The following is a 13,780-nucleotide window of genomic DNA, read 5'->3' as shown; positions in this document are numbered from 1 at the left end:
CCCAGGGAGCTCACTCGCCTTCCCCGAATTTGTCGGCCATCAACGCCAGCAAGGCGTCCATCGCTTCTTGCTCGCGCGGCCCCTCGGTCTCGAGGCTGACCGTGCTGCCCAGGCCGGCGGCCAGCATCATGACGCCCATGATGCTCTTGGCATTGACGCGGCGCTCGCCCTTGGAAATCCAGACCTCGCAGGGGAAACTGCCCGCGAGCTTGGTGAGCTTGGCCGAGGCCCGGGCATGCAGGCCGAGCTTATTGCTGATGGTCGTGGTGGATTTGATCATTTCTTCTCCTCGCCTGGTTCTGGGGCGCAGTGATGGCCACTTGCAGGACGCCCTGCGTGCCTCCCACCACGGCCCGGGACACCAAGGCATCCAGGGATTCATGCCGATACGTCACCGTGCGCAGCAGCATGGGTAAATTGACACCGGCCACAAGCCGGGAATGCACGCCATCCACCAGCCGCTGGGCCACGTTGCAAGGTGTGGCGCCGAACACGTCGGTCAGCACCAGGGTGTCTCGGGCGGACAGTTCAGTCATCGCGATGCGCGCCGTGGCCAAGGTCTCTTCCGGGGAGATGTTGGGTTGCACGTCAACGGCAACGATGTCACGTTCGCAGTCTGGAAACACATGCAGCGCACATTGACGCAAGGCGTGGGCCAGCGGTGCGTGGGCGATGATCAGGATACTGTTGCTCATGGGGAAATTGGTTGCCGTGCATTATGGCTTTTCAGGGCCAGGAAGTAGGCGTAACTCAGGACACTCAGGGCCAGGAATACCCCCATGGCGGCGCGAAATGCGTCCACCGCCGACAAGCCCAGCGAAGAGAACAAGTCCACCCCCAGCCCAATGCCCCATTGCAGGACAAACACGCCCGCAAAAACCACCAGGTTGTAGGCGGACAAGGCCCGCCCCGCCAAGGCCGGCGCGAACGCCATGGCCACGGCGGGCTGGGCCAGCGAGATCACTGTCGAGGTGACGCAGAACAAGGCCCAGGCGGCAGCCCCGGCATGCTCGCCGAGCCACAGAATGCCCGACAAGGTCAACAGGCTGACCGGCAGTCCGAAGGTGATGATCCGGTCCACTGACAGCCCCCGCGAAAACAGCCAGGGGGTCAACATGCCCCACGACCAGAAGGTGCAGAGCATGCACAAGTTGATGGCAAACAAGCCCGTGGCCGCTTCGGCCGCACTGTAGCCCGCCACCCGCACCATCCATGGGCCCGCCCACAGCGTCTGAACCGCCACCATGCCGCCGTAACTGAAGAAGCCAATGGGCGACATGCGGCGAAAGTAGGGGTGGGCCCAGACCTCTGCGTACCCCTTTGGGGCGACAAGGGGTTCAGCCCCCTCCACCACGGAGCTGGTGACCTGAGCAGAGCGCCAATGCGGCACCAACCAGGCGATCAGGGCCATGCCCAGAGCCGTCAGCACGGCAAGGCCCCAGAACAGGGGCCGCCAACCGATCTGCGGCAGCAGCCATTGAACGGGCAAGGTGGACGCCACCATGCCGAACGACCCCGTCATCAGCATCCAGGAGTTGGCCCGCAGCTGGGTTTGGGGCGCCATCCAGCGGCGAAAGCCTGTCAACGGCGCCATCAGACAGGCACTGACACCTACGCCACACAGCACACGCGCCGCCATCAGGCCTGTGAAACTGGTGGCCATGGAAAAGGCCACGCAACCCAAGACGGCTATGGAGAGAAAGCACAAGATGACTTTGCGTGGGCCATGGCGATCGAGCCAGGTGCCCAGAGGAAGCTGAGTCACAGAGAAGCCCAGAAAGTAGCCGCCAGCCAACAGCCCCAGGTCCCGCGCCTGCAAGCCCAGCTCCTGCGTGAGCACAGGCGACAGGGTGGCCGTGACCGCCCGAATCAGGGCCGAGAAAAAATAGGCGAACGCGAACGCCAGAAAGATGGCGATCAAGCGACCGCGGTTGAGTGCAGTGTTCAAGACCAGCTCACTCGAAATGCAGCCCGGCGAGAAGTGCCTCTGCCCCTTCGGCTTCAGGCACCGGGGCATAGATCGCGGCCTGATACAGGAAAGCCCCACTCGACGAGGCCCGGGCAAACCAGGCCAGATCGACCTCCAGCGCGGCCCCATCGGGCGATTGCCCTCGCACGTGCAGGCGCGTTGACTGCGGCACCTCCAACGCCCCCGGGGGCACAAACCCCCGACCGGTTGCACCGACATCGGATCGCAGATGTGCCAGAGTGATCTGACGCCACTGAGCCAGCCCCTCACCCACCGACATGTTCTTGGGCAGCGCCACAGAGGCGATGGTCCACATCGTCCCTCGTGCTTCGCAGCCCACGAGACTCATGTCAACGGCTTGGTCGGGCCAAGGCACCTGGCGATTGGCACGCTCTGCCTTGCAAGGCAGACTCGCCTGCAGGGACTGGTCGTCGATGCGCACATTGCGCCAATTGAGGGCTGGGCTGCAGGCCAGCAACAACATCAGCATGCCCAGGGACCAAATCGACTTCAGTGAACTCATGTCATCATTATCAGCCGCACCACCAGCTTGGTGCACCGCTCAGCAAAGCAGTGTCTGCAATGCACTCTTTTGACGCTCAGGAGATCGACTCATGGCCCACTTCTTACTTGTTCACGGCGCATGGCACGGCGCCTGGTGCTGGCAGCGCGTGACGGAAGCCCTCATTCGCAACGGACACCGGGCGCACGCCGTCACCTTGACGGGGCTTGGAGAGCGGGCCCATCTGATGTCACCCGCCATCACCCTTGAGACCCACATCAGCGATGTGGTGAATGCGATGGAATCCGAAGAACTGCAAAACGTGGTGTTGGTTGTGCACTCCTACGCAGGCATGCTGGGGACGGCCGTGGCGGATCGCCTGCCGCATCGGCTGCAGCATCTGGTGTATGTCGATGCCGTCATCCCCAAGGTGGGCGAAAGCTGGAGTTCAACCCATGCCAGCGCCACCCGGCAAGCCCGCCTGGTGGCCGCACAAGGAAACCCGGACTACAGCTTTCCGGCGCCTGACCCGGCCGTTTTCGGCTTGGCGGATACCGACCACGAGTGGGTCAAGCGGCGCCAAACGCCGCATCCAGGGCACACATACGAAGCGCCTTTGCAATTCGATCCGAAGCGGGTGGCACAAACTCCGAGAACCTTCATCAACTGCACCCGCCCCACACTGGCCACCATCGACGTGATTCGAACCCGCGTCCAGGACCCGCGCTTTTGGGATGGCGCCTGGCTACCGGGTTCACGCCGTGTCGATATGGCCACAGGCCACGACCCCATGATCAGTGCCCCAGTGGAGTTAACGGCTGTGCTGCAAGATTGCATCCGTCCTGAGGCTTGACGGACACGGTGCCAAATGGCACAAACCAAATGATCAGAATCAGTGGTACTGTCACACAGGTGGCTGAATGTGCTGTGGGAGTTTTGAGCTCCCCGGGCTGGTCATCTGCAGCCCAAGTTTCCTGATCAACGCCGTCCAGCCGTGGCCGATCCAACCGCCCGTTTTCAATGGAACCCGTCAAAAGCAGCGCCCCCTCAGCCAACTCAGGCGCGACGCCACCTCCGCGGCCCGAATACTTGCTGGCGGGATCCATTGGTGCGGAGTTGTCTGGTCCGCTGCTGGAAATGGAGCACATCGTCCAGCAACTGCTGACCACCGGAAAATTGTCCCGCCCTCAAGTCAATGCACTGATGAGTTCCCTGGGCACCGCCCGGCGCATTGCGGCCCAGAGCCAGTTGCTGGACCACCTGGCCCACAACCCCATACGGCAATCCCATGAGCACGTTGCGCTTGATGCGCGCCTGCGCCAGGCCCTTGCGGACAATGCGGGCATGCTGCAAGGCCGTGCGGTGGATCTGGTGCATCGCTTGCAGGCGGTGGAAGTGGTGCTGGATCCCAGCCTTCTGGAAACGGTGCTGCACGCGGCACTGTCCTGGATGGCGCGGCCTGGCTACCGGCTCAGCATCACGCTTGAAATGCAGAGCATGCCCGAGCATGCCCTGTTGAGCTTCAAAGCGCGCCCCACGGTATCGGACACGAACCCTGAGCATCCCCATGCATCTGCACCTTATCGCCTGAGTTGGTGGCTGTTGGTGGAAGCCGCCTCTTTGGCTCGGATCCCCATTCAGCACGCCGAGTCGGCACAGAACCTCAGTCTGACACTGGAGTTCCAGCGAACGGTAAAGCAGTTGGAGAAGTCAAACCCCCTGGACCTGAGCAGTGGAGCGGACTCCTGGGCCAGCAGCCACTCCAAGTTGCCGACCGGCCAGCACATTCTTTTGGTGACGGCTGATGCCGGCCTGGTGGAGGTCATGACCCCTCTGTGCCGATCCAGCCACGTGATTCTCGACCGTGTCAGCTCTCCCGAACAGGCCCGAGCCCGCTGCGAGATCGAACGCCCTCATATGCTGATATTCGACCAGCGCTTGAATGGCGTCGGCCTTGAAAGCGTCAGACGGGAGTTGCTTGCGGTAGACCCGCAAATACCCGTGCTGGAAGTGACCGACGACCAGCACTCCCTCACCATGACCAGTTGGGTGGATGACGCCATCGAGCGCATCAATCGCGACAATCTGACTAGCAAGCTGCCTTCTGTTCTGGCCAGATTGCTCAGCAAGAGCGCTTGATGCGCCTTGCGCCACCGCTCAGGGTCGGAGAGCCCCCAGGGCCTTTTCAATCACGGCACTGCCTGCGGCCAAGGGGTTGCTGCGGAATTCCCGCTCCTTCTCACCGATCACCAAGTACAGGCCATCCAGCGCTCTTGCCGTGACATAGGTGTCGAGCTGCGCATCTTCCTGTTTCAGCAAGCCGACGCTGGCGGCCTTGCTCGCCACTTGCTTGTATTTCTCTGCAACGCCCACCCTCGCAGTCACCTTGCTCACGTCGGGCAGAAAGCGTTGGCTGAGCGGCTCGCGAGTCTTGGCCTCAAAGAACTGCGTCACAGAGTTGTCGCCACCACTCAGAATGCTTTTGGCGTCGGTGATGGTGAGCGACTGAATGGTGTCATGCAGCAATCCCTTGGCCAAGGGAATGGCCTGTTCAGCCGCACGGTTCATGGCCGTGACCAACTCGTCGAGTTGATGACCCTGACCAAACCGGCGCAACATGCCCGCAACTTCATCCAGTGGTTTTGGCAAACCGATGCGAACTTTCGGATTGTTCATGAATCCATCCTCCTGCCCAAGCAGACTGATGGCCGCGCTCGCACCCTTTTCCAAGGTGGCTTTCAGACCTGCCGTGGCATCCGCATTGCTCAAGGCCGAAAGATTGATGGCTTGCGCCCAAGCAGGCATGCCCGCTAACGCCAAAGCAAGCAGGGCGGAAGCGTTGGAATTAAACTGTCGACGATGCATGGAGTCCATCCTTAATATGAAAAAGGCCATTCTTTTGACGGCTGGCGCCCTCGCCTTGGTGGTAGCCGCTGGTGCTGCCTGGTGGAGTGCCAAGCCGGTTCCGGCGCCCGAATCTACTTTTGTGCTGCTGGATGGTAGTAGCAAGAGTTCGGCATCCCTCAAGGGGCAGGTCACTCTCGTGAACTTTTGGGCAACGAGTTGCACCACCTGTGTGGCAGAGATGCCCAAGGTGATCGCGACCTATCAGAAATACCATGCAAAAGGTTTCAATACGATGGCCGTGGCCATGAGTTACGACCCGCCAGCCTACGTCGTGAACTTTGCGCAAACACGGCAACTGCCATTTCAGGTGGCGATCGACAACACTGGGTCAGTGGCCAAGGCTTGGGGCGATGTGCAACTGACGCCTACGACCTATCTCGTCAACAAGCAGGGACAAATCGTCAAACGCTACATCGGTGAACCCGATTTCAACGAACTGCAGCAGTTGATTGAAAAGTTGTTGATCGAGACCTGAAGCGTGCATTTCCGCCGGCCATTGCTCGCATGGAGCGCCCGGAAGAACGTCGAAGGGAGAAGGCTCAGCCGCCCCTCAAGCCATAATGCGAGCAACAAAGCTTGTTGATGCGCCTGCCGTGAATCGCCCCGATATCCAGATCATCGTTCCCGAAACACCAACTCATGTCGAATGGGCCCGCGACATCTTTCGCGAGTATGCAGCGAGCTTGGCCGTTGATCTTTGCTTTCAGAATTTTGAGCAAGAACTTCAAAACCTCCCTGGTGAGTACGCTGCGCCTCGCGGAATCCTCATGCTCGCGCTGGTGGAAGGGTCGATTGCAGGTTGTTGCGCTCTTCGCCCCCTGGATGCCGCTGACTACCCCAACGCAGCAGAGATGAAGCGACTCTACGTGCGCAAAGCTTTTCGCAGATTTGGCCTAGGGCGAACGTTGGCTGAATCCATCATGGATTGCGCTCGCCAGTTGGGCTATGCCAGCGTTCTGCTGGACACTCTGGACGACATGGAGTCTGCACGAGCGCTTTACGCAGAACTCGGCTTCGCCGAAATTCCGCCCTACTATCACAACCCGATCGCTGGATCACATTACCTCAAGGCCGATCTTTGAGGGCAAGGCATACAAAAAAGGCGTCCATCCCAGGATAGACGCCTTTTTCATTGCAAACGCATCAGCGATGCAAGGTGCTCAATTCAGCCTTTTGCCTGTGACAGCAAGGTCTGAGCGTCGCTGACTTCGAATTTACCGGGCGCTTCGATGTTCAGAGTTTGGACCTTTCCGTCCTTGACCAGCATCGAATAGCGATTGCTGCGGAGCCCCATACCACGGCCCGTCAAGTCCAAGGTCAAACCGGTGGCCTTGGCGAAGTCTGCGCTGCCGTCGGCCAGCATGCGAACCTTGCCGGCCACCTTCTGATCGCGTGCCCATGCCCCCATGACGAAGGCATCGTTGACACTGAGGCACCAGATTTCATCAACTCCTGCTGCCTTGAAAGCATCCGCCGACTCCACGTAACCAGGTACATGTTTGGCCGAGCATGTCGGCGTGAATGCACCAGGAAGCGCAAACAACGCAATGGTCTTGCCTGCCACCGCCTTGGCCACTTCGACCGGGTTCGGACCGATGCTGCAGCCTTCGCCTTCGACCTCCGAGTACTCCATCAAGGTGGTGGACGGCAGGGTATCGCCAACTTTGATCATGCTTGCTCCTTAAGCTCTGGGGGGGAGGCCATGAAATCACGGCCCAAAAAGAAAAACGACCCACATTGTGGGTCGTTTCTCAAACTCTCACCGTAGAAGTCAAAGAAGACTTAAACGATGCCAGCCTTTTCAACCAGACGGGTCGCAACCCAGTTCTTGGTCTTGGAGATGGGGCGGCTTTCAGTGATCTCGATCACGTCACCCAGTTGATAGGTGCCCGCTTCATCATGAGCATGGTACTTGCTCGACTTGCCCACGATCTTGCCGTAGAGCTCGTGCTTCACACGACGCTCGACCAGCACGGTCACGGTCTTGGCACGCTTTGCGCTGACAACCTTGCCAATCAAGGTGCGCTTGAGGGATTTTTTAGCTTCCGTCATGTTGGCTCCTTACTTGGCGGCTTGCTTTTCAGCAAGAATGGTCTTGGCGCGAGCAATGTCACGACGGGTCGTGCGCAGGGTCGCAGTGTTGTTCAGTTGTTGCGTGGCTTTTTGCATACGCAGACCGAAGTGGGCCTTTTGCAAGGACTTCACTTCAGCTTCGAGGCCGGCAACGTCTTTTTGGCGCAGTTCAGCAGCTTTCGTCATTTCGATTTCTCCTGAATTACTGGCCGAGCATGCGAGCCACGAACGTGGTGCGCAAGGGCAGCTTTGCAGCGGCCAGACGGAACGCTTCGCGAGCGAGCTCTTCAGGCACGCCAACGATTTCGTACAGCACCTTGCCGGGCTGGATTTCAGCCACGTAGTACTCCGGGTTACCCTTACCGTTACCCATACGCACTTCAGCAGGCTTCTGAGAGATCGGTTTGTCGGGGAACACGCGGATCCAGATGCGGCCGCCACGCTTCACGTGACGAGAGATTGCACGACGTGCAGCCTCGATCTGGCGGGCCGTCAGGCGGCCACGGTCCGTGGATTTCAGGCCGAAGTCACCGAAAGCCACCGAGTTACCTCGGGTGGCAATACCGGTGTTGCGACCCTTTTGCTCCTTGCGATATTTGCGGCGAGCAGGTTGCAGCATATTTATTCTCCTTTACCGTCCGCTGCTGTAGCGGGCGCGGTGACCTTGCGGACGCGCTTAACGGCAGATTTAGCATCAGCACCACCGGCTTCAGCGGGCTTGTCGCTGCCGTCAGCCGGAGCAGTGTTGCCACCGACCGGACGACGGGGACCACGACGGTCAGCACCAGGACGGTCGCCTGGGCGGCCATCACGACGCGGGCCACGTGGGCGACGCTCTTCTTCAGCACGAGGCTCAGTCACGGCGGGCAGATCATTGCGGCCCAGCGTGTCACCCTTGTACACCCACACCTTGACGCCGATGACGCCATAGGTGGTCTTGGCTTCAGAGAAGCCATAGTCGATGTCAGCACGCAGGGTGTGAAGAGGCACGCGACCTTCGCGGTACCACTCGCATCGAGCGATTTCGATACCGTTCAGACGGCCCGACGACATGATCTTGATGCCCAGGGCACCCAGACGCATGGCGTTCTGCATGGCACGCTTCATGGCACGACGGAACATGATGCGCTTTTCGAGCTGTTGGGTGATCGAGTCGGCGATCAGCTTGGCATCGATTTCAGGCTTGCGCACTTCTTCGATGTTCACTGCAACCGGCACGCCCAGACGGGTAGCGAGTTCCTTCTTGAGGTTCTCGATGTCTTCGCCCTTCTTGCCGATCACGACGCCCGGACGAGCCGAGAAAATCGTGATGCGTGCGTTCTTGGCAGGACGCTCGATCAGAATGCGCGAAACGGCTGCGTTCTTCAGCTTGGCCTTCAGGTACTCGCGAACCTTGATGTCTTCAGCCAGCATGCCGGCGAAGTCACGGTTGCTCGCGTACCAGCGGCTGGCCCAATTACGGCTGACCGCCAGGCGGAAGCCAGTAGGATGGATTTTCTGTCCCATATTTCTGACCAGCCTTTCAGTTGCCAACCGTCACGTACACGTGGCACGTGGGCTTGCTGATGCGGTTGCCACGACCCTTGGCGCGAGCAGTGAAACGCTTCAGCGTGGCACCTTGCTCTACGTAGATCGTCTTGACGCGGAGTTCGTCAATGTCGGCGCCGTCATTGTGTTCGGCGTTGGCGATGGCAGATTCAAGAACCTTCTTGACAATGCCAGCGGCCTTCTTTTGCGTGAACGTCAGGATGTTCAGAGCCTGATCCACCTTCTTGCCGCGGATCAGGTCGGCCACCAGACGGCCCTTATCGACCGACAGACGAACGCCCCGGAGGACTGCACGTGTTTCCATGGTCATTCCTTATTTCTTCTGGACTTTTTTGTCCGCGGGGTGACCCTTGAAGGTGCGCGTCAGGGCGAATTCACCCAGCTTGTGGCCCACCATCTGGTCGGTAACGTACACCGGCACGTGTTGCTTGCCGTTGTGCACAGCAATGGTCAGACCGATGAACTCGGGCAGAACCATGGAACGACGCGACCAGGTCTTGATTGGCTTCTTGTCCTTGGTAGCAACGGCTTTTTCAACCTTTGCAACCAGGTGATGGTCAACAAACGGACCCTTTTTAAGAGAGCGAGTCATTTGTTACCCCTTACTTTTTACGGCGCGACACGATCATGACCTGAGTGCGCTTGTTGTTACGGGTACGGTAACCCTTGGTCAGATTGCCCCAAGGATCGACAGCATGACGGCCTTCGCCGGTACGACCTTCACCACCACCGTGCGGGTGGTCGATCGGGTTCATTGCCACACCGCGAACGGTCGGGCGAATACCCATCCAACGCTTCACACCGGCCTTGCCCAGTTGGCGCAGGCTATGTTCTTCGTTGGCGACTTCGCCGATGGTGGCACGGCATTCGATGTGAATCTTGCGAACTTCACCCGAGCGCAGGCGAACCTGAGCGTAAACACCTTCGCGAGCCAGCAGCGTGGCAGACGAGCCAGCCGAGCGAGCGATCTGCGCGCCCTTGCCGGGTTGCAGTTCGATGGCGTGAATGGTCGAACCCACCGGGATGTTGCGGATCGGCAGCGCATTGCCAGCACGGATCGGAGCTTCCGAACCGCTCAGCAAGGTTGCACCGGCCTCAACGCCACGGGGAGCGATGATGTAACGACGCTCGCCGTCGGCATAGCACACCAGAGCGATGTGGGCCGTACGGTTCGGATCGTATTCAACGCGCTCAACCTTGGCAGGAATGCCATCCTTGTTGCGCAGGAAGTCGACAACACGGTAATGGTGCTTGTGACCGCCGCCCTTGTGACGGGTGGTGATGTGACCATTGTTGTTGCGACCAGCCTTCTGGAACTGAGGTTCCAGCAAAGCGGCGTGCGGAGCACCCTTGTACAGGTGATCACGCGTCACCTTCACCACGGCACGTTGGCCAGGCGAGGTGGGTTTCATCTTGATGACAGCCATGATTACGCAGCCTCCCCAGAGAGGTTGAGCTCTTGACCGGGCTTCAGGGTCACATAGGCCTTGCGAACATTGTCGCGACGGCCGATCGACTTGCCAAAACGCTTGGTCTTGCCTTTGGTGTTCACCACAGACACGCCCTTGACCTCAACCTTGAACATCAATTCCACAGCGGCCTTGATTTCGGGCTTGGTAGCGTCCTGCAGCACTTTGAACGTCACAGCATTGGACTTCTCCGCAACCAAGGTGGCCTTTTCAGACACGATGGGAGCGACGAGAACTTGCATCAGACGGCCTTCGTCAAACTTCACGGTGCTCATGCGAACATCTCCTTGAGTTTGTCGATTGCGCCCTTGGTGACGAGCACTTTCTTGTAATGAACCAGCGACAGCGGATCAGCGTAACGGGCTTCAACGACGAGCACGTTCGGCAGATTGCGCGAAGCGAGGTACAGGTTTTCGTCAACTTCGTCGGCAATCACCATCACCGATTCAAGGTTCATCGCCTTGAACTTGGCAGCGAGCAGCTTGGTCTTGGGAGCGTCCACCTTGAGGGTGTCCACCACAGCCAGACGGCCTTCACGCACCAGTTGCGAGAAAATCGAAGCCATACCAGCGCGGTACATCTTCTTGTTGATCTTCTGGCTGAAGTTTTCGTTCGGCAGGTTCGGGAAAATCCGACCGCCCCCACGCCACAGAGGCGAGGAAGTCATACCAGCACGAGCGCGACCAGTACCCTTTTGCTTGAAAGGCTTCTTGGTCGAGTGCTTGACCTGCTCACGGTCCTTCTGGGCACGGGTGCCTTGACGGGCGTTGGCTTGGTAAGCCACAACGATCTGGTGAACCAGGTCTTCGTTGTAGTCACGGCCGAACACGGTCTCAGGGGCTTCGTACTTCGAAGCAGCCTGGCCTTGATCATTCAGGAGTTCGAGCTGCATCAGTTCGCCCCTTTGGAAGCTTTGGCCTTGATCGCCGGACGCACCGTCACGAAGCCACCCTTGGAGCCCGGAACAGCGCCCTTGATCAAGAGCAGTTGGCGTGCTTCGTCAATGCGAATCACGTCGAGATTTTGAGTGGTAACCAGATCGACGCCGAGGTGACCCGACATGCGCTTGCCCGGGAACACGCGACCCGGATCTTGCGCCATCGAGATGGAGCCCGGAACGTTGTGCGAACGGCTGTTACCGTGAGAAGCGCGTTGCGAACCGAAATGGTGACGCTTGATGGTACCGGCGAAGCCCTTACCAATGGTCGTGCCTTGCACGTCCACCTTCTGGCCCACAGCGAACACAGCGGTCACAGGCACGGTTGCACCAGCTTGATACTGGGATGCAGTATCAGCGGTCACGCGGAATTCCTGGATGATTTCACCGGCTTCAACACCTGCCTTGGCAAGGTGACCGGCAACGGGCTTGGTCACGCGCGATGCTTTGCGCGAGCCGAACGTCACCTGCAGGGCGACGTAGCCGTCTTTCTCTTGGGATTTGACCTGGGTCACGCGGTTGTTGGACACATCCACCACCGTGACAGGGATTGCATCCCCATCATCGGTGAACAGACGCATCATGCCCACCTTGCGGCCCAGCAACCCGAGGGAGTTGCTCAGACTCATGTAGTTCTCCAAAACTTCCACCGCCACGACTTCAATTGGCCGCGACGCTTGTGTGTGAAAGAGAGTTGATAAATTCTCGACAACAAATGTAGTCGAGCCCAAAAGTATAACGCGAACTTGTCTTTAGGACAAGTCCGCATTATTTGGTCAGTCATCTACCCGCATTGCTGCGGGCGGATACCGACATGCAACGCCAGCAGGGCTGGGCTTATTGCAGCTTGATTTCGACGTCGACGCCAGCCGGCAGGTCGAGCTTCATCAGAGCGTCAACCGTCTTGTCCGTCGGGTCCACGATGTCCATCAGACGTTGGTGGGTACGGATTTCGAACTGGTCACGGCTGGTCTTGTTGACGTGCGGCGAACGCAGGATGTCGAAACGCTTCATGCGGGTCGGCAGGGGCACCGGGCCCTTGACGATCGCGCCGGTGCGCTTGGCGGTGTCAACGATTTCAGCGGCCGATTGGTCGATCAACTTGTAGTCGAAAGCCTTCAGACGGATGCGGATCTTTTGCTTGGTAGACATGGTAATTCTCCTTATGTTCTTATCAAGAATTACTCGATGATGGTGGCAACCACACCGGCGCCCACAGTCTTGCCACCTTCACGGATGGCGAAACGCAGACCTTCTTCCATGGCGATGGGGTTGATCAGCTTCACAGTGATCGACACGTTGTCGCCAGGCATGACCATTTCCTTGTCCTTCGGCAGCTCGATGGCGCCGGTCACGTCGGTCGTGCGGAAGTAGAACTGAGGACGGTAGTTGTTGAAGAACGGGGTGTGACGGCCGCCTTCATCCTTCGACAGAACGTAGATTTCTGCGGTGAAGTGGGTGTGCGGCTTGACGCTGCCCGGCTTGCACAGCACTTGGCCGCGCTCGACGTCTTCACGCTTGGTACCGCGCAGCAAGATGCCGACGTTGTCGCCAGCCTGACCTTGGTCCAGCAGCTTGCGGAACATTTCCACGCCAGTGCAGGTGGTCTTGACGGTGGGCTTGATACCCACGATTTCGATTTCTTCGCCGACCTTGATGATGCCGCGCTCAACACGACCGGTCACCACAGTGCCACGACCCGAGATCGAGAACACGTCTTCCACAGGCATCAGGAAAGCACCGTCCACAGCGCGCTCAGGCGTGGGGATGTAGGTGTCCAGAGCTTCGGCCAGCTTCATGATGGCTTGCTCGCCCAGTTCGCCCTTGTCGCCGTCCAGCGCCAGACGTGCCGAACCCTTGATGATCGGGGTGTCGTCGCCAGGGAATTCGTACTTGGACAGCAGCTCGCGCACTTCCATTTCGACCAGTTCCAGCAGTTCAGCGTCGTCCACCAGGTCAGCCTTGTTCAGGAAGACGATGATGTAAGGCACGCCCACTTGGCGGGACAGCAGGATGTGTTCACGGGTTTGGGGCATCGGGCCGTCAGCAGCCGAGCACACCAAGATAGCGCCGTCCATCTGGGCAGCGCCGGTGATCATGTTCTTCACATAGTCAGCGTGGCCGGGGCAGTCCACGTGAGCGTAGTGGCGGTTGGCGGTTTCGTATTCAACGTGGGCGGTGTTGATCGTGATGCCGCGGGCCTTTTCTTCGGGCGCTGCGTCGATCTGGTCGTAAGCCTTGGCTTCGCCGCCGAACTTGGCTGCCAGAACGGTAGCGATCGCAGCCGTCAGGGTGGTCTTGCCGTGGTCAACGTGACCGATGGTGCCGACGTTCACGTGCGGCTTGGTACGTTCAAACTTGCCTTTTGCCATTTT

General features: G+C 59.3%; 22 protein-coding genes. 4 read left to right on the top strand and 18 right to left on the bottom strand.

Annotated elements, in window-relative coordinates; translation table 11 throughout:
- Positions 1–10 precede the first annotated feature (10 nt).
- The 4 genes from F624_RS0117630 to F624_RS34905 are packed head-to-tail and all read right to left on the bottom strand — an operon-like array spanning position 11 to position 2,492.
- Positions 11–280, bottom strand: coding sequence for an HPr family phosphocarrier protein (locus F624_RS0117630; protein WP_019575656.1), 270 nt, complete (start codon positions 278–280; stop codon positions 11–13).
- Entirely contained in the window at positions 249–695 is a 447-nt protein-coding gene (locus tag F624_RS0117625; protein ID WP_019575655.1) for a PTS sugar transporter subunit IIA, read from the bottom strand. Before F624_RS0117625 ends, F624_RS0117630 begins: the two co-directional genes overlap by 32 nt.
- Entirely contained in the window at positions 692–1,954 is a 1,263-nt protein-coding gene (locus tag F624_RS0117620; RefSeq protein ID WP_420536281.1) for an MFS transporter, read from the bottom strand. The genes F624_RS0117625 and F624_RS0117620 overlap by 4 nt, the downstream gene beginning before the upstream one ends.
- A gap of 1 nt (position 1,955) precedes the next feature.
- Positions 1,956–2,492, bottom strand: a complete 537-nt coding sequence (locus F624_RS34905; RefSeq protein WP_019575653.1) for a hypothetical protein — start codon at positions 2,490–2,492, stop codon at positions 1,956–1,958.
- Between the two features lie 91 nt (positions 2,493–2,583).
- Here F624_RS34905 and F624_RS0117610 point away from each other — a divergent pair, with 91 nt between their 5' ends.
- Positions 2,584–3,324: an alpha/beta fold hydrolase gene (locus F624_RS0117610; protein ID WP_031255411.1), complete on the top strand. Its 741-nt coding sequence runs from the start codon at positions 2,584–2,586 to the stop codon at positions 3,322–3,324.
- A 236-nt stretch (positions 3,325–3,560) separates the two neighbouring features.
- Positions 3,561–4,610: a hypothetical protein gene (locus F624_RS0117605; RefSeq protein ID WP_031255409.1), complete on the top strand. Its 1,050-nt coding sequence runs from the start codon at positions 3,561–3,563 to the stop codon at positions 4,608–4,610.
- A gap of 18 nt (positions 4,611–4,628) precedes the next feature.
- Here the strand turns inward: F624_RS0117605 and F624_RS0117600 are convergent, their stop codons facing one another.
- The gene (locus tag F624_RS0117600; protein WP_031255407.1) at positions 4,629–5,336 is read right to left on the bottom strand and encodes a DUF4197 domain-containing protein; all 708 of its coding nucleotides are present in this window, start codon (positions 5,334–5,336) and stop codon (positions 4,629–4,631) included.
- Between the two features lie 16 nt (positions 5,337–5,352).
- Here F624_RS0117600 and F624_RS0117595 point away from each other — a divergent pair, with 16 nt between their 5' ends.
- Positions 5,353–5,853 (top strand): TlpA family protein disulfide reductase, encoded by a 501-nt coding sequence (locus F624_RS0117595; protein WP_031255405.1) that lies wholly within the window; start codon positions 5,353–5,355, stop codon positions 5,851–5,853.
- 118 nt (positions 5,854–5,971) lie between these two features.
- Positions 5,972–6,460, top strand: a complete 489-nt coding sequence (locus F624_RS0117590) for a GNAT family N-acetyltransferase (RefSeq protein ID WP_019575648.1) — start codon at positions 5,972–5,974, stop codon at positions 6,458–6,460.
- 83 nt (positions 6,461–6,543) lie between these two features.
- Here F624_RS0117590 and F624_RS0117585 read toward each other — a convergent pair whose 3' ends face one another.
- The 13 genes from F624_RS0117585 to tuf form a co-directional block, all read right to left on the bottom strand.
- Entirely contained in the window at positions 6,544–7,050 is a 507-nt protein-coding gene (locus F624_RS0117585; RefSeq protein WP_019575647.1) for a peroxiredoxin, read from the bottom strand.
- 110 nt (positions 7,051–7,160) lie between these two features.
- Positions 7,161–7,430 (bottom strand): 30S ribosomal protein S17, encoded by a 270-nt coding sequence (gene rpsQ, locus F624_RS0117580; RefSeq protein WP_019575646.1) that lies wholly within the window; start codon positions 7,428–7,430, stop codon positions 7,161–7,163.
- A gap of 9 nt (positions 7,431–7,439) precedes the next feature.
- Positions 7,440–7,637 carry a 50S ribosomal protein L29 gene (rpmC, locus tag F624_RS0117575; protein WP_019575645.1) on the bottom strand — a complete coding sequence of 66 codons (198 nt, stop codon included), beginning with the start codon at positions 7,635–7,637 and terminating at the stop codon, positions 7,440–7,442.
- A 16-nt stretch (positions 7,638–7,653) separates the two neighbouring features.
- Positions 7,654–8,070, bottom strand: a complete 417-nt coding sequence (gene rplP / locus F624_RS0117570; RefSeq protein ID WP_019575644.1) for a 50S ribosomal protein L16 — start codon at positions 8,068–8,070, stop codon at positions 7,654–7,656.
- 2 nt (positions 8,071–8,072) lie between these two features.
- Positions 8,073–8,957 carry a 30S ribosomal protein S3 gene (gene rpsC, locus F624_RS0117565; protein ID WP_019575643.1) on the bottom strand — a complete coding sequence of 295 codons (885 nt, stop codon included), beginning with the start codon at positions 8,955–8,957 and terminating at the stop codon, positions 8,073–8,075.
- 16 nt (positions 8,958–8,973) lie between these two features.
- A complete protein-coding gene (gene rplV, locus F624_RS0117560; RefSeq protein WP_019575642.1) occupies positions 8,974–9,303 on the bottom strand; it encodes a 50S ribosomal protein L22 in 330 nt (109 codons plus the stop codon).
- A 9-nt stretch (positions 9,304–9,312) separates the two neighbouring features.
- The gene (gene rpsS, locus F624_RS0117555) at positions 9,313–9,591 is read right to left on the bottom strand and encodes a 30S ribosomal protein S19 (protein WP_027476201.1); all 279 of its coding nucleotides are present in this window, start codon (positions 9,589–9,591) and stop codon (positions 9,313–9,315) included.
- 10 nt (positions 9,592–9,601) lie between these two features.
- Positions 9,602–10,426 (bottom strand): 50S ribosomal protein L2, encoded by an 825-nt coding sequence (gene rplB / locus F624_RS0117550; protein WP_019575640.1) that lies wholly within the window; start codon positions 10,424–10,426, stop codon positions 9,602–9,604.
- 2 nt (positions 10,427–10,428) lie between these two features.
- Positions 10,429–10,743 (bottom strand): 50S ribosomal protein L23, encoded by a 315-nt coding sequence (gene rplW / locus F624_RS0117545; protein ID WP_019575639.1) that lies wholly within the window; start codon positions 10,741–10,743, stop codon positions 10,429–10,431.
- Entirely contained in the window at positions 10,740–11,360 is a 621-nt protein-coding gene (gene rplD, locus F624_RS0117540; RefSeq protein WP_019575638.1) for a 50S ribosomal protein L4, read from the bottom strand. Before rplD ends, rplW begins: the two co-directional genes overlap by 4 nt.
- Positions 11,360–12,034, bottom strand: a complete 675-nt coding sequence (gene rplC / locus F624_RS0117535) for a 50S ribosomal protein L3 (protein ID WP_027476202.1) — start codon at positions 12,032–12,034, stop codon at positions 11,360–11,362. The genes rplD and rplC overlap by 1 nt, the downstream gene beginning before the upstream one ends.
- A 208-nt stretch (positions 12,035–12,242) precedes the next feature.
- Positions 12,243–12,557, bottom strand: coding sequence for a 30S ribosomal protein S10 (gene rpsJ / locus F624_RS0117530; protein WP_019575636.1), 315 nt, complete (start codon positions 12,555–12,557; stop codon positions 12,243–12,245).
- 29 nt (positions 12,558–12,586) lie between these two features.
- Positions 12,587–13,777: an elongation factor Tu gene (gene tuf, locus F624_RS0117525; protein WP_019577995.1), complete on the bottom strand. Its 1,191-nt coding sequence runs from the start codon at positions 13,775–13,777 to the stop codon at positions 12,587–12,589.
- Positions 13,778–13,780: the final 3 nt, after the last annotated feature.

Origin of the sequence: Curvibacter lanceolatus ATCC 14669 (assembly GCF_000381265.1) — a bacterium.
In the GTDB taxonomy this organism is placed as follows: domain Bacteria; phylum Pseudomonadota; class Gammaproteobacteria; order Burkholderiales; family Burkholderiaceae_C; genus Curvibacter; species Curvibacter lanceolatus.
The sequence above is the reverse complement of the archived record's forward strand: the minus strand, read 5'-3'. Positions and strand labels throughout refer to the sequence as shown.

Coding starts and splice junctions, on each gene's coding strand:
- rplV (WP_019575642.1), bottom strand. CDS start 9,303: ATGGAAACACGTGCAGTCCTCCGGGGCGTTCGTCTGTCGGTCGATAAG.
- rpsS (WP_027476201.1), bottom strand. CDS start 9,591: ATGACTCGCTCTCTTAAAAAGGGTCCGTTTGTTGACCATCACCTGGTT.
- rplD (WP_019575638.1), bottom strand. CDS start 11,360: ATGCAGCTCGAACTCCTGAATGATCAAGGCCAGGCTGCTTCGAAGTAC.
- F624_RS0117595 (WP_031255405.1), top strand. CDS start 5,353: ATGAAAAAGGCCATTCTTTTGACGGCTGGCGCCCTCGCCTTGGTGGTA.
- F624_RS0117630 (WP_019575656.1), bottom strand. CDS start 280: ATGATCAAATCCACCACGACCATCAGCAATAAGCTCGGCCTGCATGCC.
- F624_RS0117610 (WP_031255411.1), top strand. CDS start 2,584: ATGGCCCACTTCTTACTTGTTCACGGCGCATGGCACGGCGCCTGGTGC.
- rplC (WP_027476202.1), bottom strand. CDS start 12,034: ATGAGTCTGAGCAACTCCCTCGGGTTGCTGGGCCGCAAGGTGGGCATG.
- rpmC (WP_019575645.1), bottom strand. CDS start 7,637: ATGACGAAAGCTGCTGAACTGCGCCAAAAAGACGTTGCCGGCCTCGAA.
- F624_RS0117585 (WP_019575647.1), bottom strand. CDS start 7,050: ATGATCAAAGTTGGCGATACCCTGCCGTCCACCACCTTGATGGAGTAC.
- rplP (WP_019575644.1), bottom strand. CDS start 8,070: ATGCTGCAACCTGCTCGCCGCAAATATCGCAAGGAGCAAAAGGGTCGC.
- F624_RS34905 (WP_019575653.1), bottom strand. CDS start 2,492: ATGAGTTCACTGAAGTCGATTTGGTCCCTGGGCATGCTGATGTTGTTG.
- F624_RS0117600 (WP_031255407.1), bottom strand. CDS start 5,336: ATGCATCGTCGACAGTTTAATTCCAACGCTTCCGCCCTGCTTGCTTTG.
- rplB (WP_019575640.1), bottom strand. CDS start 10,426: ATGGCTGTCATCAAGATGAAACCCACCTCGCCTGGCCAACGTGCCGTG.
- rpsQ (WP_019575646.1), bottom strand. CDS start 7,430: ATGACGGAAGCTAAAAAATCCCTCAAGCGCACCTTGATTGGCAAGGTT.
- rplW (WP_019575639.1), bottom strand. CDS start 10,743: ATGAGCACCGTGAAGTTTGACGAAGGCCGTCTGATGCAAGTTCTCGTC.
- rpsC (WP_019575643.1), bottom strand. CDS start 8,957: ATGGGACAGAAAATCCATCCTACTGGCTTCCGCCTGGCGGTCAGCCGT.
- F624_RS0117625 (WP_019575655.1), bottom strand. CDS start 695: ATGAGCAACAGTATCCTGATCATCGCCCACGCACCGCTGGCCCACGCC.
- rpsJ (WP_019575636.1), bottom strand. CDS start 12,557: ATGTCTACCAAGCAAAAGATCCGCATCCGTCTGAAGGCTTTCGACTAC.
- tuf (WP_019577995.1), bottom strand. CDS start 13,777: ATGGCAAAAGGCAAGTTTGAACGTACCAAGCCGCACGTGAACGTCGGC.